General features: G+C 48.1%; 20 protein-coding genes. 8 read left to right on the top strand and 12 right to left on the bottom strand.

From position 1 onward, the window contains the following. The first annotated feature begins 56 nt into the window (after nt 1-56). Entirely contained in the window at nt 57-1,889 is a 1,833-nt protein-coding gene (glmS, locus tag BTA51_RS12075; RefSeq protein ID WP_094707710.1) for a glutamine--fructose-6-phosphate transaminase (isomerizing), read from the top strand. A gap of 391 nt (nt 1,890-2,280) precedes the next feature. Here the strand turns inward: glmS and BTA51_RS12070 are convergent, their stop codons facing one another. Next, nucleotides 2,281-3,033, bottom strand: coding sequence for a M35 family metallo-endopeptidase (locus BTA51_RS12070; protein ID WP_168188150.1), 753 nt, complete (start codon nt 3,031-3,033; stop codon nt 2,281-2,283). Between the two features lie 358 nt (nt 3,034-3,391). Between BTA51_RS12070 and BTA51_RS12065 the strand changes: the two genes are divergently transcribed. Further along, nucleotides 3,392-4,459, top strand: coding sequence for a glycoside hydrolase family 5 protein (locus BTA51_RS12065; protein WP_246841019.1), 1,068 nt, complete (start codon nt 3,392-3,394; stop codon nt 4,457-4,459). Between the two features lie 39 nt (nt 4,460-4,498). On the opposite strand, the gene BTA51_RS12060 is transcribed toward BTA51_RS12065, so the two are convergent. Together BTA51_RS12060 and BTA51_RS12055 are read right to left on the bottom strand one after the other, a co-directional pair. Beyond that, the gene (locus tag BTA51_RS12060) at nt 4,499-6,085 is read right to left on the bottom strand and encodes a bifunctional diguanylate cyclase/phosphodiesterase (RefSeq protein WP_094707708.1); all 1,587 of its coding nucleotides are present in this window, start codon (nt 6,083-6,085) and stop codon (nt 4,499-4,501) included. A gap of 123 nt (nt 6,086-6,208) precedes the next feature. Continuing rightward, nucleotides 6,209-7,426 (bottom strand): serine/threonine-protein kinase, encoded by a 1,218-nt coding sequence (locus BTA51_RS12055; RefSeq protein ID WP_094707707.1) that lies wholly within the window; start codon nt 7,424-7,426, stop codon nt 6,209-6,211. Between the two features lie 406 nt (nt 7,427-7,832). On the opposite strand from BTA51_RS12055, the gene BTA51_RS12050 reads away from it, so the two are divergent. Beyond that, entirely contained in the window at nt 7,833-9,632 is a 1,800-nt protein-coding gene (locus BTA51_RS12050; RefSeq protein ID WP_094707706.1) for a pre-peptidase C-terminal domain-containing protein, read from the top strand. Nucleotides 9,633-9,731: 99 nt separating this feature from the next. On the opposite strand, the gene BTA51_RS12045 is transcribed toward BTA51_RS12050, so the two are convergent. After that, a complete protein-coding gene (locus BTA51_RS12045) occupies nt 9,732-10,547 on the bottom strand; it encodes an ABC transporter substrate-binding protein (protein WP_094707705.1) in 816 nt (271 codons plus the stop codon). 64 nt (nt 10,548-10,611) lie between these two features. Then, nucleotides 10,612-11,427 carry an ABC transporter substrate-binding protein gene (locus tag BTA51_RS12040; RefSeq protein WP_094707704.1) on the bottom strand — a complete coding sequence of 272 codons (816 nt, stop codon included), beginning with the start codon at nt 11,425-11,427 and terminating at the stop codon, nt 10,612-10,614. Nucleotides 11,428-11,796: 369 nt separating this feature from the next. Between BTA51_RS12040 and BTA51_RS12035 the strand changes: the two genes are divergently transcribed. After that, nucleotides 11,797-13,386 (top strand): autotransporter outer membrane beta-barrel domain-containing protein, encoded by a 1,590-nt coding sequence (locus BTA51_RS12035; RefSeq protein ID WP_094707703.1) that lies wholly within the window; start codon nt 11,797-11,799, stop codon nt 13,384-13,386. Between the two features lie 47 nt (nt 13,387-13,433). Here BTA51_RS12035 and BTA51_RS12030 read toward each other — a convergent pair whose 3' ends face one another. Next, nucleotides 13,434-13,958: an aminoacyl-tRNA deacylase gene (locus tag BTA51_RS12030; RefSeq protein ID WP_094707811.1), complete on the bottom strand. Its 525-nt coding sequence runs from the start codon at nt 13,956-13,958 to the stop codon at nt 13,434-13,436. A 245-nt stretch (nt 13,959-14,203) separates the two neighbouring features. Here BTA51_RS12030 and BTA51_RS12025 point away from each other — a divergent pair, with 245 nt between their 5' ends. Together BTA51_RS12025 and BTA51_RS12020 are read left to right on the top strand one after the other, a co-directional pair. Next, entirely contained in the window at nt 14,204-14,854 is a 651-nt protein-coding gene (locus tag BTA51_RS12025) for a hypothetical protein (RefSeq protein WP_246841018.1), read from the top strand. A gap of 180 nt (nt 14,855-15,034) precedes the next feature. After that, on the top strand, nt 15,035-17,629 hold the full coding sequence (locus BTA51_RS12020) for an autotransporter domain-containing protein (RefSeq protein ID WP_094707702.1): 2,595 nt from the start codon (nt 15,035-15,037) through the stop codon (nt 17,627-17,629). Between the two features lie 78 nt (nt 17,630-17,707). Here BTA51_RS12020 and BTA51_RS12015 read toward each other — a convergent pair whose 3' ends face one another. Further along, nucleotides 17,708-18,565, bottom strand: coding sequence for a DMT family transporter (locus tag BTA51_RS12015; protein WP_094707701.1), 858 nt, complete (start codon nt 18,563-18,565; stop codon nt 17,708-17,710). Between the two features lie 134 nt (nt 18,566-18,699). Between BTA51_RS12015 and BTA51_RS12010 the strand changes: the two genes are divergently transcribed. After that, complete coding sequence (locus BTA51_RS12010; RefSeq protein WP_094707700.1) at nt 18,700-19,623, top strand: LysR family transcriptional regulator; 924 nt, start codon at nt 18,700-18,702, stop codon at nt 19,621-19,623. Between the two features lie 7 nt (nt 19,624-19,630). Here BTA51_RS12010 and BTA51_RS12005 read toward each other — a convergent pair whose 3' ends face one another. The 5 genes from BTA51_RS12005 to BTA51_RS30165 all read right to left on the bottom strand — a co-directional run bounded on the left by BTA51_RS12005 (nt 19,631) and on the right by BTA51_RS30165 (nt 22,758). Next, nucleotides 19,631-20,527 carry a PA2778 family cysteine peptidase gene (locus BTA51_RS12005; RefSeq protein ID WP_168188149.1) on the bottom strand — a complete coding sequence of 299 codons (897 nt, stop codon included), beginning with the start codon at nt 20,525-20,527 and terminating at the stop codon, nt 19,631-19,633. Nucleotides 20,528-20,660: 133 nt separating this feature from the next. Beyond that, the gene (locus tag BTA51_RS12000; protein WP_094707698.1) at nt 20,661-21,062 is read right to left on the bottom strand and encodes a PA2779 family protein; all 402 of its coding nucleotides are present in this window, start codon (nt 21,060-21,062) and stop codon (nt 20,661-20,663) included. A gap of 164 nt (nt 21,063-21,226) precedes the next feature. Further along, nucleotides 21,227-21,799 (bottom strand): OmpA family protein, encoded by a 573-nt coding sequence (locus BTA51_RS11995; RefSeq protein WP_094707697.1) that lies wholly within the window; start codon nt 21,797-21,799, stop codon nt 21,227-21,229. 56 nt (nt 21,800-21,855) lie between these two features. Further along, complete coding sequence (locus tag BTA51_RS11990) at nt 21,856-22,527, bottom strand: BON domain-containing protein (protein WP_168188148.1); 672 nt, start codon at nt 22,525-22,527, stop codon at nt 21,856-21,858. 81 nt (nt 22,528-22,608) lie between these two features. Beyond that, nucleotides 22,609-22,758: a hypothetical protein gene (locus BTA51_RS30165; protein WP_168188147.1), complete on the bottom strand. Its 150-nt coding sequence runs from the start codon at nt 22,756-22,758 to the stop codon at nt 22,609-22,611. A 328-nt stretch (nt 22,759-23,086) separates the two neighbouring features. Between BTA51_RS30165 and BTA51_RS11985 the strand changes: the two genes are divergently transcribed. Next, nucleotides 23,087-24,508: a sensor histidine kinase KdpD gene (locus BTA51_RS11985; RefSeq protein WP_246841017.1), complete on the top strand. Its 1,422-nt coding sequence runs from the start codon at nt 23,087-23,089 to the stop codon at nt 24,506-24,508. Nucleotides 24,509-24,690 lie beyond the last annotated feature (182 nt).

The following is a 24,690-nucleotide window of genomic DNA, read 5'->3' as shown; positions in this document are numbered from 1 at the left end:
AATTTGGTTACCTTTAACTGTAAGTTGCAGTTAATCAGCAGCAGGAAGGAAATTTTATGTGTGGCATAGTCGGTGCAATTGCGCAGCGCGATGTATCTCCCATATTGTTGGAAGGCCTTAAACGGCTGGAGTATCGCGGTTATGACTCTGCGGGAATGGCGGTTCTGGATGATCAGAATACACTTCAGCGGCAACGTGAGGTGGGTAAAGTGGCAGCCCTGGAGGAGGCCATAACCAAGTATCCGTTACCTGGTAAGCTGGGTATTGCTCATACCCGTTGGGCAACGCATGGTCAGCCGACTAAAACCAATGCTCACCCACATATGTCCGGTGGGGACCTGGCGATTGTCCATAACGGCATTATTGAAAACTACGAAACCCTGCGTCAGGAACTCAAGGATCAGGGATACGAGTTCACATCAGAAACTGATACCGAAGTGGTTGCGCATCTGATTCATCGCTGCTTACAAACGACGGCGGATCTGACAGTCGCCGTTAAGGAAGCGATCAAACACCTGCACGGTGCCTATGCGCTGGCGGTCGTTCAGACTTCCAATCCAGATCGAATCGTTGCGGCCAGGCAAGGTAGCCCGTTAGTTGTGGGTGTCGGAATGGGAGAGAATTTCCTTGCTTCTGACCCGTTGGCTCTGCTGCAGGTAACTGATCGTTTCATCTATCTGGAAGAAGGTGATCTGGCGGAACTGTCTCTATCAACGATCACAATCTGGGATAAGTCCAACCAGAAAGTGGAAAGGCCCGTTATTCGCTTCGAGCATGGTATTGATACTGCTGATAAGGGCGAGTTCCGTCATTACATGCTGAAGGAAATATATGAGCAGCCGAAGGTTGTAAAAGCAACACTGGAAGGTCGTATCAGTGGCGACCATATCCTTGAACAGGTATTGGGATCGGAAGCTTCCAACGTTTTCGATGGTGTTGGTTCAGTTCAGATTGTCGCCTGCGGAACCAGCTTCCATTCGGGACTTGTCGCGCGTTATTGGATTGAAGAACTGGTAGGTATCCCCTGTCAGGTGGAAGTCGCCAGTGAGTATCGCTATCGCAAGCATGTTGTACAGTCAGATATGTTGTTTATCACCATTTCCCAATCTGGAGAAACAGCAGATACTCTGGCGGCGTTGCGTCAGGCCAAAGAAGCGGGATTCAAATCAGCCATCTCTATCTGTAACGTACCCGGAAGCTCCCTGGTCCGGGAATCCGACCTGACGGTGATGACCCACGCCGGACCTGAAATTGGAGTGGCATCCACCAAAGCCTTCACCACTCAGTTGGTGGCATTGCTTATTATCACTATTGCTCTGGGCCGTCGCCACGGGCTCGATAAGGAAAAAGAGGCCGAGTTGGTAGAAGCGCTTAAAGCGCTGCCGGATCTGATCCAAAAGGCTCTGGATCTTGATGACATCATTAAAGAGGTCTCGGAAAGGTTCGCAGAAAAACACCATTCATTATTCCTGGGTAGAGGTTCGCTTTATCCTGTGGCAATGGAAGGTGCGCTAAAGCTGAAAGAGATTTCCTATATTCACGCGGAAGCCTACCCGGCTGGCGAACTGAAGCACGGTCCTCTGGCACTGGTGGATAAGGATATGCCGGTAATTACCGTTGCACCTAACAACGAACTGCTGGAAAAGCTGAAGTCTAACCTCCAGGAAGTTCGCGCGCGGGGCGGAGAACTTTACGTGTTTGCTGATGCTGAAGCCGCTATGGAAGAAGACGAAGACGTGCATGTGATCCAGGTACCGGAAGTTCACGATATACTCGCACCGATCGTGTATACCATTCCATTGCAGCTACTGTCATACCATGTGGCAGTTCTCAAAGGGACCGACGTGGACCAGCCTCGTAACCTGGCAAAATCCGTTACGGTCGAGTAGGTATTCCAATTCCAAGATTAAGGATGTTGGTGAACAATAAAGTCGTTAACTCGACAATATAGTCATTAACTAAAACCACCTGAGATAACTTAGAAATAAGTTGGCAAAGGTGGTTTTTTTATGGGAAGGAAGAAATACTGGAATTTGGAAGCTAAGAATGCTCGCTGGATAAAAGAGTGTCGAGGGGTAGGGTTACCATGCCACCTCTTGTTCCATGGCTCGAATGATCCGGGGTACCTGCAGGCCTTCCTACCTTGGCGACGCTGATGTGCAGCCTGCCTTTTTCTACTGGGAATGAAGGATATTTAAAGTGATTAATATAGAGCCCTTTCTTCCTATTGAAAGTACAGCCTTCCGGGCTTTATTTCTTCATGACGGGTAAAAATTCCCATCAGGTTAGTTCGGGTCGTATTTTCAAGTTGCGGAACTTGTAGATTTCAGCCAGATACAATCCCCAATTATCAGCATTATTGAGAGGTGTATTTTTGTCAGGTGCTAATAAGGCCAGACGTTGGCTGGCACGCGCGCCATACGCGATATCAATTGTATCCAGAATGCGATGGCTAAGTTCATGGGCGACACAGCGGAATTTGAACCAAAGCTCGTCATTCGGATCATTCTGGTCAAAGTTCCCGCTGAAGTAGGCCGGTGTTAAGTAGATTCTCAGGCCGCTTTGAACGTTGACGTAACCGCAATTTTCCCTAAATGTTTTGGCGGTTTGCTTGGGTATGACGATTTGCTTATGCCGAGGTGCGTTGTCATTGATTCTATGGATAGCGTTATCATTATGGCGGTGGCCATGATGATTGCCATTTTCAAAGCTTTGATCAAACGGGTTCAGGCCGGTTTTCACCATTGGCTTAACATATCCAATAAATCCCTGGGGATGATTGGGGGCTGAAACAAAGGTCAGACTCGTGCATCTTCGAGTCAGATATTTATGCATGTTGTTCAAGCCTTCCGAAACGGCCTTGATGTTCCCTCGGCCGAACCAATTCTTAATCATCTTGCATTTGGGATTGGACAGGTTCTCTGCAAGGATGGTTTCCAGAAGTCCCAACGCAGTTCTGATTTTCTGCTGCTCAGCAATGTTGAAAGCCGTAGCATTTCCGCTAGTATCGAATCTAAGTGTGTAAGCCATCATGTTTTCCTCATGACAAATAAATTCCAATTTACTGCTTATTTGGATTAGGCGGTGTTGAGCAACACTTACCTTCTTAGTATTCATACTTATTTGCTTCAGCGATCGATAGGGTCGGCCATTCCTGGAATGGGATGGTCGTGACCACCATGGACAAGTCTAGATCTTCCGGGGTAACGGTAATTACAGAGTTTTAGAATAGACCGTGAGTCTGGTATCAAGCTACTTAGTAGTCCTGAATTTTATCCACTCTCACTCTATCTACGATAGTATAACGCGGTAGGTAAGTGGTGATGTCGAGTGAATTGATGAATACAGCATTTCTCACAATAGGGAATATTTCAAATAATCAGGTGATTTAATGTCACAGGAGGGATCCGCCATGCTCAAGAAAATAGCTGCGTTGTTATTGATACATGCGGCGTTATGGATTAGCGGACATGCTTATGCGGACAGCTCTGGCGAACAGAGCCCGTCTATGTCTGATGGCTGTGACAGCCCCGGCGATACCCCCATCGAGCGAAATGGCCAGTTGCACGTCTGTGGTACGAAGCTATGCGACCAACGGAATCAACCTGTGCAATTGCGAGGCATGAGTACCCATGGAATCCAATGGTACGGCTGGGGAAGCTGCCTGACCGACGAATCTTTGGACGTGCTTGCGAATGACTGGAAGGCAGACATATTACGGATTTCACTCTATGTGCAGGAAGACGGTTATGAAACCGATCCTGAGGGATATACGGAACAGGTTTCCCGGTTGATTGACGAAGCAACCCTGCGAGGTATGTATGCATTGGTCGACTGGCATCAACTGGATCCTGGCGATCCTAACGAGAACCTTGAAAATGCACGTGCTTTTTTTACCGACATAGCAAACCGGCACAAAGACAACGTCAACATCATTTATGATGTCGCCAATGAACCCAATGGAGTTTCCTGGTCATCCATTAAGAGTTATGCAGAGAAAATCATTCCTGTTATTCGTAAAATTGACGAAGACGCTCCCATATTTATAGGCACCCATGGGTGGGGGTCTCTCGGTATCTCCGACGGTCGTTCAGCGAGAGATATTGTGAACAACCCAATCAGTTATTCCAACATCATGTATACCTTTCACTTTTATGCGGCCTCTCATCAGGATGAATATCTGCATGAACTGGACTGGGCTTCCGATCGGCTTCCGATATTTGTGACAGAATGGGGGTCTCAAACCTATACCGGAGACGGTGACAATGATTTTGTCATGGCCCAGCGGTATCACGATCTGATGAATGCCAAGCAGATCGGTTGGACCAACTGGAACTACTCCGATGATTTCCGGTCCGGGGCGGTATGGAAGAGCGGTTCCTGTGACAGCAGTTCCTGGACGACCGATCACTTAAAATCCGCGGGTGTATGGGTGCGAGATAAGCTCCGTTATCGATAAAGTTATCCACAAGAATGCATTAGGAGATATAAACAGGACCTATTCCATAAAAGGTAAATGGTTCACCAATAGTTTCTCCGGCTTGCTGTTTAGCTGTTCAAGCCGGACAGGAGCGCTGAACAGGTAGCCTTGCATGTGATAGCAACCAAGTTTCTCCAGCATCTCCAGCTGCTTGGTATTTTCCACCCCTTCAGCGATGACTGACAGATTCATGATCTCTGCCAGAGAGAGAATGGTCTTAACAATTTTCATGTTGATACCGTAGCTGTCGCCACCGGAAATAAAGCTACGATCTATTTTTATCCTGTTGACGGGGAGGTCCTTCAGTCGGCTAAGAGACGAATACCCGGTTCCAAAGTCATCCAGGGCGATACTGATTCCCAATTGGCGCAACTGAAAAAGGTTATTGCTGCAGATACTGAAATCCCGGCTGACAATGGTTTCTGTCAACTCCAGCTCAAGGCTTGATGGTGGGAATCCAGTCTCCTTTAACATCTCCTTAATGTCAGTAACAAAGTCGTTCCGCAGAATTTGTTTGGGGGAAATATTGACCGCCAGGATCATATCCTTATCCAGTAAGTGATTCATATCGGTCATTGCAGAATGTATAACCCAGCAACCTATCTTATTGATAAGACCGATATCTTCTGCAATTTCGATGAATACTTCCGGCGGAATTTCCCGACCATTATGGTTCCATCGGCATAACGCCTCATAACCACAAATTCTGTTTTGTTGGATGTCTATCTGGGGTTGATAGACCAGGTAAAGTTCCTGTCGATCAATGGCTTTTTTGAGCCCCCTTTCCAGGGTATATCTCTCCGAGAGTCTGGAGCCAATATCCTCCGAGTAAAACAAAAACTGACTTTTCCCCTGCTTCTTTGACTGGTACATAGCCATATCGGCAGCTTTTAGTAAGTCTTCGGGAGACTGGGCATCTTTAGGGTATAAAGCAATGCCGATACTGAAGTTTACCGTGACCTCTGTGTTTGCCAACGTATATGGCTCACTTTGGGACTCCAGAATTCTGTGTACAGTCGGCAGAATAGCGCAGGTAGAGTCGCCGGAGTGCAGTAATATCACAAACTCATCACCCCCCAGTCGAGCGACCGTTTCTTCCTGCCGTATTTTTTTAGAAAGTCTTTCACCTACCTTTTTGATTAGTAGGTCACCATTGGCATGTCCGTAGTTGTCGTTAATCGTTTTGAAGTTATCAAAATCAAGAAACAGAACTGCAATCGTTTGATTTTGCCTTTTTGCACCGGCCAGCAACTGCTTCAGTCTGTCTATGGCCAGAATGCGGTTAGGTAATTCAGTCAATGGATCGTAGTAGGCATTAGCGACAATTTCTTGATTGAGCGTTTTGATATCAGATAAACGGCGTGCTCCGTAAATGATGGAGACGATGCTGATCCAGACGACTCCCATAAAGATTTCATCTATTTCCCAACTCTCGTGCAGACGGGTAAAAGTATAGAGTTCTTCCAATAGATCTATTTCAAGGAGAATGGTCGCTGAAGTAAGAATGCTGACTAGCAGAACAGCCGCAAGAATATCCACACGGGCGGACTTGCGGAGCCTTTTTGAAGTGCTTGTTTGGGCCATAGCTTTGTTTTTTCTGGACATGTTCCTACATTCCAAACTGAAAGCTGTATCCGTTGGGCCAATCGAATTGGGGATAAGTGAAGTTATGTTCTCAAGTTAATTAGTACAAACTTGGACAATTTGCCAGCTTTGCAGGCAATGATGTTACTCAAGCCAGCAGCGTTCGTAGTGTTCATCGGTCATCAGAATAGGCCTATCCGGTGACTGAAGTTTATGATGATCAGCTACGAAATCAGGTAATTTCTTTGCTTCCAGGAAGCCCATTGAAGTGGCCAGGTTTTTCCCGGCAGTGATGGCAATCAGATCGTTCGAATCAGATTGGCAGGGAAGTACCATCAATATCCCGGAGAGTATTGACAGTAAAGACGTCCGGAAACTGGAAATCGACGATCTGTTGTTTCGATCCCTTTGACTTAGCTGATCATTAATCAATGCCCCCATATTTGGGTGGACAGGCGTTGTCCAGACCTGGGTTTGATCATTCACTTCATTGAATGCCACATAGGTGGGAGCGGTCTTTTTAAACAGAATTCTTGCCTTCCAACGCTCCCTTACCTGACTTTTTTGATAACTTCTGAGACATTCCTCAGCCAGCTTTCTAATGTCTTGTGCGCGGGACAATCTTTCCTGTGGAATCTTGTCCATCAGGCCTTCGAGTAATGACTGGAATTTTGCCAGTGAACCTGTGAGTTTTGGGGTAGGGCAATTCAAATGGTTCATCAAGAGTGAAACACTGGAGTCACCGTGGAAAGGGGTATGACCCATCAGCATTTCATGGAGGATAATTCCCAGACTGTAAAAATCTGACTCGGCAGTAACAGGAAGACCCTGAGCCTGCTCCGGACTCATATATCTGGGAGTTCCAATAACGGTGCCAATGACGGTGCGGGTATTGTCTTCGTCTAGGGTTTTTACGACGCCGAAGTCTGCAATGGCCGGGGAGCCATCGTAACGAAACAGGATGTTTTCCGGTTTTATATCCCGATGGATACAGCCGTTAACGTGAGCATAATTCAGGGTTTCTGCGAGCGTGATGACGTAGGAAACAGCGGTCTCAGGATCAATTCCCTGTCGGATTTGCCTTTTCATGTCGCCACTGGGTAGATATTCCATTGCCATGAACGGCAATCCGTCGACCACGCCAACATCATAAACGGTCACGATATTTGGGTGATTCAACTTCGCGACCGTGCGACATTCGGTTTCAAAGCGTTTACAGAATTCAGGATCTGATGCGCAGAAAGGTGACATGACTTTCAATGCCACCAGCCGGCCCAGGTTGATGTGTTTAGCCAGAAAGACTGTCGACATGCCGCCCTGACCTAATACACGGTAGACTTCATATCCCGGTACTGTTAACACGATGATAAATCCTTTCGTTGGTCATCCATAACCCGGCATCCAAACAAGGGCAAATAAAGCGAGTTACAACCTGACATATCAGAGGTCGTGTAGTCTAAGGTTTGGGTGAGGGCTTTCCCATAGGCGAAGTGAAACGCGTATTGTAAGAAATTTCCTACATGATAGACACTCGGGTTTTCCCTAGGGTCCCCTGATTGGAATTAGATCCTCCTATCGTCCATCTCTTTAAATTGACTCTTTATCGAATTAGTTGCACCTGAATTGAAATTGGTCTTTATTTATACAATGCGAGAATCGTTCTCATTTATTTCTCGCATTCCTCGCCTGTCTTGGAGTCACCAGGGCGAATCAACCGGCCGAATTCAGATTGCCGCGTCTAAACAATCAACATTTAAAGGGATTTAATATGAAAAGCACGATTGGATATGTTGTTGTCTGTGTTTTAGTTGTTCTTACCCCGATAACCCAGGCAATAGAGAATCTCATTACTGACGAGCAGTTTATATACACTCCCCGGGAAATGCTGACGTTTGATGTTCCAGCGTATTTGAAACGACATGCGCCTCATATGCTTGATCAAGCAGAGGTAATAACCCACTGGTCCGGCTACTACGGTATCAGCCCAAAACTACTGATGACCATCATGGAAATGAAAACCGGGGTTTTGAGCCAGCAGAACCTGAATAACCAGCCCTATCCTTTTGGTGATCTATCTACCAGATCGGGGTTTAGTGCTCAGGTAGAGGACATTGCGAGACGCCTGGCTGACGCATACTACAGCAAGGTGGAGGACGAGAAGGCGAATCTTGTTTTTGTGGGTAGCGACATTGCCTCCGAGAGTCTTGCTCAATTGTTGAATGGAAATGATCAGAACGATTTTGGAGAGACATATCAATCGTTATTCCCAGACCAGCCTATCAGCGCCAGCGCCTCCGGCATTAGAAAGTTCATGGCATACGGTAGTGAACTAGTCCCTCCGGAAAACCTTCTGCAACTTCCATTTCCGGTTGGGCAGGACTGGTATTTCGGTGGCGCCCATACCAATACAGGAAGTGGTAATTATCCCTTATCTTCATTGGATATGAATGATGGAGGTTATTGGGGATCAGATACCTCCAATAAGTGGGCGGTGGCCTCAGCAGCAGGTACTGCGATCAGGCACTCGTCCTGTTTCGTAGAAGTTTTGCATGACGGCGGTTGGTCGACGACCTACTATCATTTGGATAATGTTCAATTCCAGAATCGTCAGGAAGTCGCTCAGAATCAACGTTTGGCTAACTATGCCAATAACCGGTCACAAGCACTGTGCAATGGTGGCAGTTCGACCGGTCCTCATCAGCACTTCAGCGTAAAGTATGACGGAAGTTTCTATCATCTGGATGGTGTGTACCTTTCCGGTTATAAGGTGAAGACTGGGCGCTACAGCTACGACAGTAACTGTAATTACTTTTGGATGAGTAAAAACGGTTCGAAGTACTGTACCAGTAACAAGCTCTATAATCCGGGGACATCCGATCCAGGTACACCGGATGTTGAATTGCAGAATGGCGATGTCATTCGTGATCTCAATGCCGACCAGGGCGATATGAAATATTATGTGCTGGCCGTTCCGGTAGGATCGAGAAATCTTTCTTTTGGTATTTCAGGCGGGTCAGGCGATATGGATATGTATGTCGACAGGAATAACCGGCCAACATTAAACGACTATGACTGCCGTCCATACAAAACCACCCAGGAAGAAACCTGCAGCTATGCGACACCGCAAGGTGGCGATTATTACGTAATGCTGCATGCGTTTTCCGACTATTCCGGAATCACCTTTAAAGTCGGGTATGAGTATGACCCGGAGAAGAACCCGGAATTGGTCAATGGCCAGGTCGAACCAGACCTGTCGGCGAGCAAGGACAATAAAGCCTACTATCACATGGAAGTTCCCGCAGGTGCCAGAGAACTAAAAATTGAGATATCCGGCGGTCAGGGCGATTCTGATATGTATGTGAGCGCCAACAAGCAACCAACACTGAACAGTTGGGATTGTCGTCCATATAAAACCACCCAGCAGGAAGTATGTTCATATGATGAACCGGAGCAGGGTACCTACCATGTGATGCTGCATGCCTTTGAATCGTACTCAGGTATCAGTCTGTCTGCGTCATATAACGACAAACTGACAGGGCAGACAGTAGTGCTCAAGATGGCCCGGTAACGAGTGCTCAAGCTGACCCAGTGAGAGGACTCGGATCGAGCACAGTGAAAAAACAAGGCCTGTTCGATGGAGGACCTAAGGTTCTCCGGACAGGCTTTGTTATAAATCCTTGAAGTACTTATTCAACAACTCGGAAAGCTGACCGTTTCCTTTTAATCGGGTGATTCCGTTATTAACCAATTCCACCAGTCTGGCAGACTGGGGGTGATTACGGGAGATCAAAAAGTGAAAAGGGTCGCCCGAATTTCCGGGGACTTTGGAGTGCGAAAGGTCCGGATCCATCGGAAAATTTTGCCCGATCCAACGAAACCCCATAAAGATCTCAAACCGTGCCAGGAAGTAGTCACAACGTCCTCGATGGGTCATCTTTATGACTTGCTCAAAATTATTGGCACTGGTGTTGATCAGCTCATTGGTGATTCCAAATCCGGCGTAGTTATATCCCAACAATCCACAGCCTTTATAGTTATATAGGTCTGTGACTTTATCCACCCGAAGTCCATTCGGATATTGCATTTTGGAATAAAAATAATGAGGGGTGGTTTCATAGTAGGGGAGCGACAAATGGAATATCAGATCCCGTGAATTGTTGAATGAGGAGCTCATTGCAATTTGGAACTGTTCACCTTTGCTCACCTCAAACATGCAACGTTTCCAGGGAGGGAGAAAGAAGGTTAGCGTATAGCCCTCAGGCTCCAGAATTGCCCGAAGTACGTCCACATCGTAGCCGACTATATTGGAGGTAACCTTACCATCGTCCCGCTGGAAATAGTGATAAGGAGGCCATTCAGCCCCATCTCCACAAATGTTGATATTGGGTAGGTTATCGAGAGCTCTGGAGGCGGAGGGTATTACACTAAGAATTGCAACAACCCCCAGTGCCCAGAGCCTGAAATTGCGGACTTTGGCTTTCATGACGAGCGCCTTCCACTAATCTTTGTAGTGGCTGTTAATTGCTATAGTCGCAGCAAAAGCATTCTTATAAGCCAGTTCCGCCAGGGAGATACTTCTTGTAGATAGTCTCGGCTTCGCCGTTTTCCTGAAGCTGGCGGATGCCCTGGTTTACCTTTTCCAGCAAGTCCTCTGCTCTGGAGGACTTTCTGGAAACCCAAAGATAGAATTTGGTCGGCTCGATACCTGGCACGGGTTCATGGGACAAGTTGGCATCCAGCTGGTATTGACCTATCGCCACTGCGCCGAAAATCGGCTCAATAATGCTTAGAAATATATCGCACCGGCCACTGAGCACCTTGGAAAGCGTTGCCTGCGCATTATCGGTGCCCATGTCTACTTCATCTTTAACCCCGGCTTTTAAATACATCTCATAGTTGTAACCTCTTATGCCACATAATTTATATTGATTGAGGTCTTTTGCCCCACTTAGCTTCACACCTTGGGGGAATTTGGTTTTGGAAAAGAACACCCCTGGGGTGGTGGAATAAATTGCCAGGCTTCGGTGGTAATTCTCCATGCGCTCCGGATTGGACCCGGCATTACTCAGCATTTCATAGCGGGAGCCGCTCTTAACCTCATTGAGGCATCGATTCCAGGGGATCAATTCAACGGTGTATTCGAGTCCGGCAATGGAAAAAATCCGGTCCATCAGATCCTTGGTCGCGCCTGTCAGCTGTTCCTTGTTGATGGTATTGTTGTCGCGTTGGTAGTAGATGTAGGGTGGCCATTCGGCACCGTCGTCACATACTTGGACTGGTTTGGCGATGGCGGAGTTGACAAAAGCAACGGAAAGAATTTGAATCCCTATGATTATTAGTCCCTTGGTTACAATCCCAGGCATAACGACACCTTCTATATTGGATTTAGGGTACTGTTTAACGGAATCTTCTAGTTCTTAGGTATAGCAAACACTGGTTAAAATTCAATCAGAGTGTGAGTATAAATTTACCATCGTGTTTATGCTGATAAGGATATTATTTAGAGCAGAGATGTATCGCGGTGATGGGTAAAAGGCTCAAATAACGCTATGCCAGATAACAGGCTGAAATCATCTAGTAAAAAGGTGTAGAACTTTCCTGTCTATGAAGAGACAGGGAGTGACGCTAAAGACTCTCTTGCTAAGTGCATTGCCGAGAATGATGGAAATTAATCAAGCAATGGTTGTCGTTACGCTCTTTTAAGAAGAACAATTTTGAAGATAGGAATCATCATGGAAATACTCAAGAGAGTCTCCTTAGTTCTGCCTATATTTTTGTTGAGTGCTTTTGCAGAGGCTACCGCACCAGTTGCTGTGGATGACAATGCTACAACGGATCCGGGTCAATCGGTCAAAATCGAATTGTTGGCTAATGATACCGACGCAGAGGGTGATCCAATTTCCATTCAATTTGTCGGCGGCGCTGACAACGGATCTGTGGACTGGGTTGAGGGTTCTTCCTTTGCAACATACACCCCCAATAGCGGCTTTGCTAACGATACGGATACCTTTACCTATACCATCGTATCTATAGATAGCATTACTGAAGCAACCGAAACAGATATCGCAACTGTAACAGTAACTGTTAATGCAATAACGGAAGAACCCTCTTCTCAGACGATAGAAAACGAAGTCACCGGCACCAATAACAAAAAGGTGGCCGGACAGCTGGATCTCGCCTGTGATGATCTAATTGCTGACGAGGGTTCACCAAAAAACCTGAGAGATCGCTGCCTGGCTCTGGCAAAGCTGGCTGAGGAATCTCCGGAGAAACTCAATGACATACTGAGAATGATCTCACCTGAAGAAATGCTCGCATTGAAACGGGTAAGCTCTGAATCTACCAGAATGCAGATGGATAAAGTCAGCCATCGCATGCAACAACGCAAGGTTGGCGGTTCCAACGTTGCATTCTCATTAAACGGCTATGATCTCCCCATCAATGGCGGAGCTGCCGGTGATAGTTCATTTCCTGAGTACGGCGTATTTGCCAGTGCTCATTATTCCGATGTAGAGCGCGATTCCACCTCCTTGGAAGCGGGATACGAGTATTCCGCTACCGGTGTCACCATGGGGGTGGATCGCCGCTTTACGCCAGCGTTGCTAGCTGGGGTAGCTGTCGGCTGGACCAAGCACGACCTTGATTATGACGGTTCTGGTGGTTCAACCAACTCAGATCTATATTCTGTTACCCTCTATACAACCAGCAACTGGCGTGGGCTTAACCTGGATGTTCAGGCAGGAACCGAACGGGGATCATTCGATACCCAGCGCAACATTCAATACGATGAATCCGGCACGACCTTTGATGCAAAGATCAAAGGGAATACAGATGCCGCTCAATACTTCGCCAGCCTGCAGGCGGATTATCCAATATCTCTGGATGCTCTGAGTCTCACACCTTATGTTCGGGCCGACTATATCACCATGGATATCGATGCCTTTGAAGAGACCGGAGGCGAGGGATATGAAATGGCGGTGGATGAACAGACTCTCAAGCAATACACCTTTAAAGCGGGCTTGGATGCATCCTATGCTATCAGCCAGGATTGGGGCGTACTGCTACCATACGTCGGCCTTAGTGTGGTCAATGAAACCAGCAACAATTACGGTTCAGTGTCTTTTGTATTTGTTCAGGATCCTAACCAGCAAAGTTTCGAACTGGGCTCCGAGGGAGAAGAAAACCTGTTCTATCAATTGAGAGTGGGCAGTTCTGCTGTGCTGGCGCGTGGCTGGTCGGTGTTTGGAGACTACAGTCAGATCCTGGGATACGAGAATACCACCGCTTTCCAGGTCAATGTTGGCCTGCGTTACGAGTTGTAGACAACATCCATGTCGTCCGGAGAGCCCTGAATATCAGGCTCTCCCATTCAATGTGTCCAGACGAAGCGCGGATCGGTACCGTGATAGGGTGAATCAGGCTGCATTGATGCACTGATCTGGCCCTTCTTGGTATTGGCCATGAGTTGGGCAAATTGTTCTTTCCCCATATGCATGACATTCTGATGATCTCCACATTCCAGATAGATATCCGGGTGGCTCAGGAGTGATTCATCAAGATAGGTTTCCATCCTGTACGCCGGGCCAATAGCGGGAATGGCGCCAGGTTCGCAATCGTCAAAAATATCGAATAACAGGCTTTCGGAAGCCAGATGAAGTCCTCTTTGGGTCAGTTTTTCCAGTGCTCTGAGTTTCAACTTGTGGTTGGAAGGTATCACTGCCATCAGACAGTGACCGTCATGATCCTGGAGAATGATCGCTTTAGCCATGTTAGCTAGTGGTATCTGTGCAGATATGGCGGTCTGGATCGCCCCTTCACTGTATGGATGATGGACAATGTCGTAGCGAATATTATGTTCGTTCAGAAATGTGCGAACGTGGTAGGCAATAGTCATGATGTTCACCTCCGGCATTCTGAAATCAACCCTTGAACTGCCAAAGCAGGGTTAGGTGTCTGGCCCTATAATTATAGCTGCCCAGCCTTTGAGCGATGATACTTTACGGGTATAAGGGAAGTGTTGAAGTGAGGGAAAGGAGCATAATGAATTTTGTGTGTTAGGTATCGGTGACACAATTATTTGGTACAGGTGACACTATTGTTTGCTACAGGTGATACTGCGGTTTGGCACAGGTGACACATATGGACAATATGTTGAAGTGGGTCGTTTTCATTTTTTTTGGGATCGTTTTCCTGACGATATTTGGCGTATTACGTCGCAAGATTCGAGCGGCCAGACTCGACCAATTTCAATTTCCCCAGGTGTTGTCGCGCAAGGTAAAACAGAAATATCCCCACCTTGATGACCTCCAGTGCTATCAGGTAATGGAAGGCCTGCGGGAGTATTTTCATCTTTGCAATCAATCTCACAGGCGAATGGTCAGTATGCCTTCTCAGGTCGTTGATGTGGCGTGGCATGAGTTTATATTGTTCACCAGAGCCTATGATGCATTCTGCCGACGACATTTGGGTAGATTTTTGCACCATACCCCTGCTGAGGCGATGAAATCCCCAACCCAGGCACAGGAAGGAATCAGGCGTGCGTGGCGATTGTCTTGTGTCCGCGAGAAAATTAACCGTAAAGCACCTGAAAAGCTTCCCTTGCTATTTGCCATAGATAGCAATCTTTCCATTCCTGATGGATTTACTTATGCCATCGACTGCACTACTCCTGGCGCAGAGAAATATTGTGCGGGTCATATTGGCTGCGCGTCGGGTTGTGGAGGTGATAGCGGTTGCGGTGGTGACAGTGGAGGCGACAGCGGTTGTGGCGGTGGCTGTGGCGGCGATTGAAACCATGTCAAAAAACCACGCCTATCAATCCAAGCTATTTTCTTTCCGTTCCACAAAAGCTTTTCTACACTAAATATCCAGACAGCATCAATTTCTGACAATAAAACTGATTCGTCATTGTTATCAGTACCAGCCTGGTAAGCAGTCGGTGACCCTCTGTAACAACAAGGCGGACTTAACATGAAACATCAACCTCTCTGTTCCTGCAGGACATTCAGGGGCATTCGACTTCTCAGTGCTGTTTTCATACTTGTCGGCATGGTAGTTCTACCCTCCGGTGTTCAGGCCGCGACAGGTGTGGCCGACAGCTATACCATCAACTCCAGTGAAGGCTCAGAAACCCTCGTTGTTACGGCCAATGATCGTCTGGAAGTCTCGACACAGGAAGCCATTGATTATATTAAAATTGTCTCCGTCAGTGCTTTATCGGACTCTGGTGCCGGTACGGTCCAGGCTGATCCGGATGATAATTTCTCAGTTAACGTTAACCCCATCGATGGCTACACAGGGATGGTCACTTTTACCTATGTGGTGCGTGACATCAGAGGGGAAAGTTCTCCGACAACTGTCAGCCTGAATATCGTAACCAGTACATCAACATTGGAAGCTGTTGATGATGAGTATGTGAGTAGCGGTGATGTGATCAATCTGTATCCGGCGGAAAACGACATACGCCCGAGTTCCGGCGTTAGCCTGGAAATATTGACTCAACCAGGCATAGGGAAACTGTCTACCACAGGAGTGAGTGGGCTCTATGCATATACTCCTCCAGATGACCTGGGTGATGGAGGTACCACCAGCTTTACCTACCGTCTGGTGTCAGGCAGCTCTACCAGTACGGCAGCGACGGTTACCATTACGCTTGATCCGACTTTGGATCCCATTGCCAACGGCGGAGATGACGATGCTCAAAGCAGTTTAGCCAATGTGTTACAGACCGCCTGTGAAGCCAATAACGAAGGTACATTAGGCCCAACTGATACCGATTTGGCTCAAACCTGTAGTGTGCTCTTAAGTCTTACCGGTTCGGAGCTTGATAGTGCACTCGAAGAAATACTTCTACGACAAATAGGTGCCCAAGCCCGGTCCATGAAAGGCATGGCGGAAGGCCAGATTAAAAGCATCGGAGCTCGTCTGCAGGAATTGCGTACCGGGGTTCCAGGTGTCAGCCTGAGCGGGCTTCGTGCCGATATCAATGGTGAGAATGTCAATCTCGGCGGATTGATAGACGGATATATGCAGGGTGGAAATGCGGGGGAAGAAGGAAGCTCCGGAAGACTGGGAGGATTCATTACCGGAACTCTCAGCTATGGTGACGGTGATGCCAGGAACAAGGAAAACAGTTTTGAAGTGGATGGGCAGGAAATCCTCGCTGGGGTGGACTATCGGTTTACCAACAAGATCGTCATGGGGGCTGCACTGGGTTATAACACATCAGAAACCAAGGAAGATGGCGGTGGTACCGAGCTGGATGTGGATGGTTGGAATCTATCCTTATATGGTAACTACTACCCTACTGACAAATGGTATATCGACTGGTTGCTCGGATATGGCCAGTCATCCATTGAAACCCGGCGTACTATCAGTTTTTCCAGTATCTCGACGGAGGCCCGTGGGGATACCGATGGTGACAGCCTGAGTGGAGCCGTTGGCACGGGCTATACCTATGCCTACCAAGCCTGGTCCTTTGATGCCTATACCAACTTTGAGTATCGTTCGGGAACCGTGGATGGCTATCGGGAAACCAATGATGCGGGTCTGGATCTGAACATATTCGAGACTTCCACTGATACTTTTACCGGACGGTTTGGGGGGCGTGCGAGTAATGCGATCAGTCTCGATTTCGGTGTATTGATACCCCAGTTCGAACTGGAGTACGTCAAGGATTTCAAAAATGAAGCCCCGGTCATAGAAGCTGAACTTGCCCTATTACCACAGGCAGGGACTTTCACCCTGATCAACGAAGATCCTGATAAAAGTTATGTCAACGCCGGACTATCTGTCACCGGCGTATTCAAAAACGGAACCTCCGGATTCCTCCGTTATGGCACCATGCTGGCCAAAGACGATGTATCTTTCGACACTTGGCAATTGGGCGCGCGTATGGAATTTGGCGGGCCATCGCAGGATATTAACCTGTTTCAGACCATGGAGAATCAGGGCATAGGTGCGGGGGCTTTCCTGGGCACAACCGGTGTTGGTGTTGCGGTCACCTTCCCCTTGAGAAACGAAAGTCTGAACTTCCGCGCTTTGGTTGCCACACTTCCCTACGATACCGACAAAAAGCTGGATGATGTGGAATACAACATTGATCTTGATCTGCTGTCTCTCGGATTCCTGCTTGATTGGCATCCTATGGACGGTGGATTCAGGGTGAGTGGTGGTTTCTTCTCACTGCAGCATGATATCACTGGTTCTGCGACACCCACCGAAAATGTCGAAATTGGTAACAGCACCTTTACGCCGGAAGAAGTGGGCACTTTGAACGCTAAACTTGATTACAGCCGGGCCTTTGCGCCCTATATCGGGGTGGGCTGGGGCAATGCGGTCAAACCGGACTCCAAGTTATCCTTCAGCGCGGATTTTGGCGTCATGTTTACTGATAATCCAACGGTTTCACTGGATGCAGACAGTCCTTTGGCGGATTCCAATCCGGCGCTTAGGGCGCAGTTGAATTCTGAAATTGAAGTGGAAGAGGACCGCATCAATCGTGAAGATCTGGAGGATATTAAATACTGGCCTGTGCTGAGTTTTGGTGTGGCCTATCATTTCTAGATTTCAGCCCGGACCCCGCACGCTAGCCGGGGTCCGGCGAATCATCAGTTGAACCTGCACTAGCTGTGTGGACAGTTCCTAGCAGGATTCAACCATTTCACGGGCAGTCTTGTGTTCCCGCCGAATCAGAAGCAGACCGCTTACGACAATCAGGCTTCCTCCGATAATGGCCGGTATTGCCGGCCACTCGTTCCAGATTAAAGCCCCCAGCAACATTCCCCAGATCAGCTGGGAATACTGCATGCTGCTGATGGTGCTGGGCGATCCACGATGAAATGCGGAAAGAACAAAGGCGGTTGCCAGCGCATAGCAGAAGCCTCCACCGGCACTAATCAGGTAGGCCGTACCTGAAAACTCTGTGATAGACCAACCGGGCCATAGTCCTGTAACCAGAACCATAAATGCCATGCCGTAAAATGCGAAGGCGAGGGGATGTTCACGTTCCTTGTGCTTCACAATCATCAGAAAGCTGAAGGATTCGATGATGGCGCTGGCCAGTGCTGCCAGAAGAGCGAAGTGAAAATTGCCGAATGCGGGGGACAGGACAATACAGACACCGGAAAATCCAAGCAGTGCGAGGCTTAACCGATGGAAGTCGAAATGTTCATAGCGGAATAGCATGGCCAGCACGGCGGTGAACAACGGCATCGTCAGGATCAGGGTATAAGCTTCAGCCAACGGGAGCTCTCCATAGCTGTAAAATGCGAGCGCATCGATGATCAGCAAAAGAAATGCCCGTTGTAAATGAAGCGCCGGCTGCCGCGTATACAATATCTGACGTTTGGGCAGGATCCAGACCAGAAGGCCGATCAAAGCAAACAAGCCGTTAAAGAAGATGACTTGAACCAGAGAGTAATCCTGCAGTAACCACTTGATGGATAAATCCATCAGGGTGAAGCTGAAGAAGCCCAGCAAGGCCAGCATAATTGCACTCATAAGAGTTTCCTGAAGCAAATGTATAGCAGAGCTTAAGAGCAGCCCTGGAGAAAAACTGGTTGACGAAAATATGGTGCTGGAACCATCATCATTTGTGAAACGAGTTTATTTAAACAAATAAATTAAAATTCTTTATGTATTTGTCTCATCACCTGATCGGCCATCTGCCTTTCCTGGCAGCCGTGGCGCGCTGTCAAAGCTTCACCCTGGCGGCAGAATCCATGCATGTCTCCCAGGCTGCTGTGAGTTATCAGATTCGACAGCTGGAGCAGAAGCTTGGACTTCTGTTGGTTGTTCGTCAGTCCGGTAGCCGGATACATCTGACGAGTGCCGGTCAAACGCTGGTGGAGGAATATCTGGATTGCGAAAAGCGCCTGCAGTTGACCCTGGAAAACCTTGGCAGTGAGGAGCCGAAAGGTACGTTACATATGACGGTACCTGTGGATTTCGGCAGCGCCATTATGCCTGCCGTCATGGCGAGGCTTGCCAATACTGCGCCTCAGCTAGAGGTTAATTTGCACGTCAGCGATGAAATGGTCGATATGGTTGCGAATCAGTTTGATCTGGCTGTACGTAGCCAACCCGGAGCCACTGGCCTTGAATATCAACCTTTGGTCAGGTCTAGAAAACAATTGGTGGCCAGCCAGGCCTATCTCGACCGCTATGGGATTCCCGGATCCATAGAAGAATTATCCCATCACCGTCTGTTGGTTCGGGGGACGCAGACGTCGTTTAGCTGGCAACAAATGCTGGGACAGGTAGGACTCTCAGAAAAAGATATCCCCAACAAAAGCAGTCTTGGAAATACCTTTGCTCTGGCAGAAGGCGTCAGACAAGGGCTTGGACTAGCGATTCTGCCCAGATTTATCCTGGTATCTGAACTACAGCGTGGAGAAGTGGTTCCGCTGCTGGAAGAATTCAGCCAGCCTCTGATTACAGACTTCTTTCTGGTCCATTTGTCTGCTCCTCAAATTGGACGGTTCGCCAATCTGATTACAACAGCCCTTCAGGAAGTCATCCATACTTCACAGTTTAAAGGGTGTTTCGTCCTGGACTAGGTGCTCCTTACAAAGGACACTTCGGAAGCTGTGGACAGTTTTGCGGGTTTTCTTCAGGGTAATTCGACAATATTGAGCGAACTTCAATGGATGTGGAACTGAACTGGGTCAGCATATCCTGTTGCTCGTTTTTTCCGGCAATGGCGAGCGCGCAGGCTGCCGCGCGAATTGCTTGTGGACAGCCCCGTTGAGCCATTGCATATGACAGATTATTCCAGCCCTGTGGATTGTCAGGATGTTGATTAACCAGCGAGGAAAAAGACTCTACGGCCTGCTCATACTGCTGTTGCTGATAGGCAAGATTGCCCTGGCCAAACTGAATCAAAGCCGCTTGAGGCCAACGAATACGAGCGGCCTCGTAACCCTTTTGGGCGGCTTCCAGCTGGTCGGTAACGACCAAGTCCTCCAGGCTTTTAACATACCCGGGAACATCAGCTGTCGCCGGTGTATTCTCGGCGGTTAATACCACAACCGCCCAGGGTTGTGGATAACTCCAGCTGCGCTCGAACGTACCGAAGTTCATGGTTTGGCGGAATTCAGTTCCTGACCGCAATATTATCTCGGCAGCTTCCAGGTCGTACCCTATTACAACCGCATAGTGCCAGGCTGGTGTCCAGGATAAGCCGAGATTCTGTAATACCAACACAGGATGCCCCGCTGATAACTCCAGCAGAATATTTTTCATGTCGGGTTTCAGAGGATAAACGACTCTGCCGAAACTGCGGGCGGTGGCGGTCATCTCCAACTGAAAGCTACCTTGCCGGTCCGGAACATAAACATATTTTGTCAGCTGTTCTGGCCGGGTATCTGCACCGCTGCTGTTCAACATCGTTGCCAGGGAGGCAGGTCCGCAATGGTATTTGGTCTGTGGAAAAAAAGGGGTATCCGAAAGCTCGACTGCCATTGGCAGATCTGCTGGAGGATTTTGAAGCAGGGAATTGGATTGGGGATAAAGTGCGCAACCAGAGACCCACAAACTACACAGTAAACAGCTTAGTTGCAGGACTCTGGTCAATAGCATGACTAATCAGACAGCGTTATCTGATGGGTTTGATAACCGGGAATATATTGGTTGTGCCCAACAGATCCAGAACGATCAGGATCACGAATATCAATAAGATGACTCCGACAACTCCTGCTCCGGCAGGCATGTCATTCATTTGCTGGTTAAACTGAGCCAGCTCCTCCTGGGTCATATGATTGATTCGCTTCTCCACGTCATCAGGACTGACTCCCATAGACAACAGAATGTCTTTGGCTTCGTCTGTCTGAGTCAGTTGTAGCAGCTGTTCACGATCATATTGCAGCTGTTCACTTTGCAGTTGGGATTCGGTACTGATCATGGCTGCCCGTGATACTGAACTCTGAAGGCCCAGAAGTAGGGTGAATATAGCCAGAACCACTGAAACCGGCCGTTTCAATCTGTGTATAAAATCCATGATGTTTACCCCTGTGATTTAAGATGTTTTTAATTGCATACGCACCTGTATACAGAAGCCTCCTGGTCTAGATACTGAGTCCGATTCATCAATTACCTGTGCGTCACAGGGGGAAGAATCCCCCTGTTTAAGACTAGCAGATTTTTATCGGGTGAAATCCCGTATCAGCTGTCGCCGTTTTGTGCCTGCTCTTCAGGAGAAGTCACCATACCAAGGGTATCGCTCTTTTCTTCTGGAATAACCACTTCAACACGACGGTTCTGATGACGCCCCTGTTCTGTGGCGTTATCCGCTACCGGGTCAGTTTCACCGTGAGCCACTTCCGAAATTTCGATGGGGTGATCGACCAGACCTTTCAATGCTTCAGCCGTGTTATAGGCGCGTTTGGCAGACAGCTTCTGGTTGTAGTTGTCGGTGCCTACAGCGTCTGCATGTCCGTGAATTTCTATCCGGTTAATCATCAGATCATTCAGATAGGTGGCCCAGGCTTGAAGGTCTGCTTTCTCGGCATCACTCAGGTCTGCAGAGTCAAATGCGAATTCGATCCTGGCGGAAGGTGCTGGTGGTGGGGTGAATACTTCTGGCTCTTCAACCACCGGCTCTGGCTCTACAGGAGCGACGACTACCGGCTCTGGAGTTTGCTCAACCGGTGCTGGTTCAGGATTCTGGTTGGAGGCACAGGCTGAAACCAACATGACGGAAGCGACCAGTGCTGCGTTGCGTGTCAAAGTTAACATAGGAATCTCCTTGGTATTCGCTATTTCTGTTGTTTATGGATGACTACCGGCCTGATTCAACTGGATGAAGAATCCAGTTCGACCAGGTTGTGTACTTCTTTAACGCTTTTAATATTTTGGGCAATGTAAAAGGCAAGGTCTTTTTGTGCTTCAGTGGCAACCTCACCCTTCAGTTCTACAACTCCTTTATGAGTGGAGACGCTGATATCCAATGGGTTTAAATGTGGACTGGCCAGGTAGCGGGCCTTAATCGTTGTGGTGATTAAGGCGTCTCTCACGGAACTAGAGGTGTCAGGTGCGACTGTCTCTGGGGATTCTGTCTCTTTGGGGGCAACCGTTAGCTGGTTATCCACTTCCTCAATTCCCGACACTGAAAGGGCGACCTCTTTTGCCAGTTGTTTTTCAACGTTGCTCGAGACCGTACCACTCAAGATAGCCTTGGAGCCTTTCACCACAACATCGATGGTGCTGGCGGATAGTGAGTCGGTCATCAGGTAACGGGTTTCAATGACACCTTCCCGCCAGCCTTCTACAAACATGTCTTCAACGCTTTCGTTTTTTACACTTTGCATGCCGCCGGTATCAGCAGCGGCTTCAGCGGTGGTGCCCGTAGGCTGATCACCGAGTTCTTCCGAATAAGCTGTAAATGAGCAAAATACGCTTGAAATGGAGAGCAAAATTGCAACCAGTGTCCATTTCAGGTATTCGCTGGGCTCTACAATATTCATTGCTAACCTCCTTACTCTTTCCAACACTCTTTCCAACATAAACTCGTACTTGCCAACGTAAACTCGTGGTTTGAAGGTGACTTAAACGTTGGCGTTTTTCGCAGGATTAATGCCGGCTTTATCCATGCCGGATTGGCCACTATGCGCTGTTCTGCGGGACTTTGGTGCAGCAATTAATGCCGCTGTAAACAATGCCAGCAGTGTGAACAGGAAGCTTAGAGTCGATTTCATGTGGTCTCTCCTTTTACATAACCAAACACGGTTCTCATGACTTCTTCAGGACAGTCGTGACCTTCATTGAAGTAATCTATGTCAAAACCTATGCCAGTAATAAATAATCCTTTTAAAACATATGGATATGGGCTTTTGCACAGTGACACTGAGGTAGTTCTCTCAGGTGTATGTTGCATATGTGCAACGGAGTAAAAATTGGGCAATTTTAAAATTCGTTAACTTTCAAAGAGTTAATGTGTTGCAAAAATGAAACCATGGTACAGCGCTTTTGAAATCGGTAAGGTGAGAAAAGAATGTGGATAAGTAATGTCTGATCAGGTTATCAATGAAATCAGTTCTTAATTCCATGCCTCTTGCACGTCAGTGGGCATTGGGAACATTGTTGGCAGGTTTACCGCTAATTGCGGCAGTCGCGTATGCAATCTGGTCCATGGAGCAGCATAACCGGAAGCAGCAGGAGCTTGTGGAAACCGCTGTTGTGGTGAATCGGCAGTTGGTGGGACTGCAGGATCAGGTGAAGGAACTGGAGCGTTCGGCACGACAGTTTGCGGTGCTGAGAGATGAGCGGTTTGGTGCCATCTACCAGGAGAAATACAACAATCTGCGAGACCTGGTATTGACCTTCAAAAGTGCGGCGGCTTCCGAGCAGTTACAGCAGAGCCTGGATCGTCTGTTACTGCTTTTGCGGTCATCCAAATTGGAACCACTGGCACAGGAGCCGTCCCAGGCAAAAGCACTGGGCCAACTGACGGAAACCTTTAATCAGGCAACAGATATTCTTTCCAGGATCAGTGACCTCACCCATACATTGGTCAGTGAGGGGCTGCAAAGTCAAAAGGATGCCTTTGAGAATACCCAGTGGTATCTGGCTTTACTGGGTTTGTTGGCGCTCCCTGCTTCCATTACGTTTCAGTTCTTTTGGACCTATATGATCGCCAAACCCATGAACCGGCTGTCCACGATTATCGGCCAGATCGGTCGTGGTGATCTGGAGCACTCAACCTCAATGGAAGGCCCTCAGGAACTTAAAATTCTGGGTGAACGACTGGATTGGTTGAGGGTGACTCTGAAGACAATTGAAAGCCAGAAAAATACGTTTCTACGGCATGTGACCCATGAGTTGAAAACTCCTTTGGCCGCAATGTTTGAGGCCAGTGCGCTCCTGCAGGAGGAGGTTCCGGGGCCTTTGACAGATGAACAGCGCAGTGTGGTGGCAATACTTTCTGAAAATGCGGCCAGACTTCAGGATATGATCCATCAGTTGCTGAACTTCAACAGCGTGCGGCTTGCTGCTGGTGGTAATACTGAAATGGTGGCGTTGGGACCTCTGTTACAGCAAGTCAGGCAGAATTATGACACGCTGATCCGCTCGCGGCAGCTGGAGGTTCTGCTCGAGGGAGAAGACCTGGATGTTGAAACAGACGCCATGCTGTTACAGATGGTGGCGGCTAACTTGCTGAGTAACGCGTTGCACTTTTCCCCGACGGGAGGAAGGGTCAGTGTGCGTTGGGGACGAAATCAGCAACACTGGTGGATGGAAATCGCGGATCAGGGGCCCGGAATTCCGCCTCAGGAGCGGGATAAGATATTTGCCCCGTTTTATCAGGGAACCAATAAACGTGAGGGATCTACCAAGGGAAGCGGCCTTGGATTGGCCATTGTAGGCGAGTGCGTCAATCAGTTGGATGGTGCGATTGAAATACAGGACCATGAACCCTGCGGTACTCGAATCAGAATTGCCTTTTAGCAGTGGATAACCGGCCAGAGTAATGGTTCGTTGGCCCTAATTGTGCATAAACATCGGCTTTGGGCTAATCAGGGGAGCAGAAGGTATCCAGGTATCGATGTCTCCCGCTTGAGGAACTGACTTGCCAAGCCCAGATCGGAATGAAGGTTAAATGATAGAAAATTTATTGAATATTCATCGGA

The organism is Hahella sp. CCB-MM4 (assembly GCF_002260525.1).
In the GTDB taxonomy this organism is placed as follows: Bacteria; Pseudomonadota; Gammaproteobacteria; order Pseudomonadales; family Oleiphilaceae; genus Hahella.
The sequence above is the reverse complement of the archived record's forward strand: the minus strand, read 5'-3'. Positions and strand labels throughout refer to the sequence as shown.

Excerpts from the sequence above, each read along its gene's own strand:
- BTA51_RS11985 (WP_246841017.1), top strand. The coding sequence starts at position 23,087 with ATGAAATCAGTTCTTAATTCCATGCCTCTTGCACGTCAGTGGGCATTG.
- BTA51_RS12010 (WP_094707700.1), top strand. The coding sequence starts at position 18,700 with ATGTATTTGTCTCATCACCTGATCGGCCATCTGCCTTTCCTGGCAGCC.
- BTA51_RS12000 (WP_094707698.1), bottom strand. The coding sequence starts at position 21,062 with ATGGATTTTATACACAGATTGAAACGGCCGGTTTCAGTGGTTCTGGCT.
- BTA51_RS12020 (WP_094707702.1), top strand. The coding sequence starts at position 15,035 with ATGAAACATCAACCTCTCTGTTCCTGCAGGACATTCAGGGGCATTCGA.
- BTA51_RS12050 (WP_094707706.1), top strand. The coding sequence starts at position 7,833 with ATGAAAAGCACGATTGGATATGTTGTTGTCTGTGTTTTAGTTGTTCTT.
- BTA51_RS11995 (WP_094707697.1), bottom strand. The coding sequence starts at position 21,799 with ATGTTAACTTTGACACGCAACGCAGCACTGGTCGCTTCCGTCATGTTG.
- BTA51_RS12065 (WP_246841019.1), top strand. The coding sequence starts at position 3,392 with ATGTCACAGGAGGGATCCGCCATGCTCAAGAAAATAGCTGCGTTGTTA.
- BTA51_RS12015 (WP_094707701.1), bottom strand. The coding sequence starts at position 18,565 with ATGAGTGCAATTATGCTGGCCTTGCTGGGCTTCTTCAGCTTCACCCTG.
- BTA51_RS12030 (WP_094707811.1), bottom strand. The coding sequence starts at position 13,958 with ATGACTATTGCCTACCACGTTCGCACATTTCTGAACGAACATAATATT.
- BTA51_RS30165 (WP_168188147.1), bottom strand. The coding sequence starts at position 22,758 with ATGAAATCGACTCTAAGCTTCCTGTTCACACTGCTGGCATTGTTTACA.
- glmS (WP_094707710.1), top strand. The coding sequence starts at position 57 with ATGTGTGGCATAGTCGGTGCAATTGCGCAGCGCGATGTATCTCCCATA.
- BTA51_RS12060 (WP_094707708.1), bottom strand. The coding sequence starts at position 6,085 with ATGTCCAGAAAAAACAAAGCTATGGCCCAAACAAGCACTTCAAAAAGG.
- BTA51_RS12045 (WP_094707705.1), bottom strand. The coding sequence starts at position 10,547 with ATGAAAGCCAAAGTCCGCAATTTCAGGCTCTGGGCACTGGGGGTTGTT.
- BTA51_RS12005 (WP_168188149.1), bottom strand. The coding sequence starts at position 20,527 with ATGGCAGTCGAGCTTTCGGATACCCCTTTTTTTCCACAGACCAAATAC.
- BTA51_RS12040 (WP_094707704.1), bottom strand. The coding sequence starts at position 11,427 with ATGCCTGGGATTGTAACCAAGGGACTAATAATCATAGGGATTCAAATT.
- BTA51_RS12070 (WP_168188150.1), bottom strand. The coding sequence starts at position 3,033 with ATGATGGCTTACACACTTAGATTCGATACTAGCGGAAATGCTACGGCT.
- BTA51_RS11990 (WP_168188148.1), bottom strand. The coding sequence starts at position 22,527 with ATGAATATTGTAGAGCCCAGCGAATACCTGAAATGGACACTGGTTGCA.
- BTA51_RS12025 (WP_246841018.1), top strand. The coding sequence starts at position 14,204 with ATGGACAATATGTTGAAGTGGGTCGTTTTCATTTTTTTTGGGATCGTT.
- BTA51_RS12035 (WP_094707703.1), top strand. The coding sequence starts at position 11,797 with ATGGAAATACTCAAGAGAGTCTCCTTAGTTCTGCCTATATTTTTGTTG.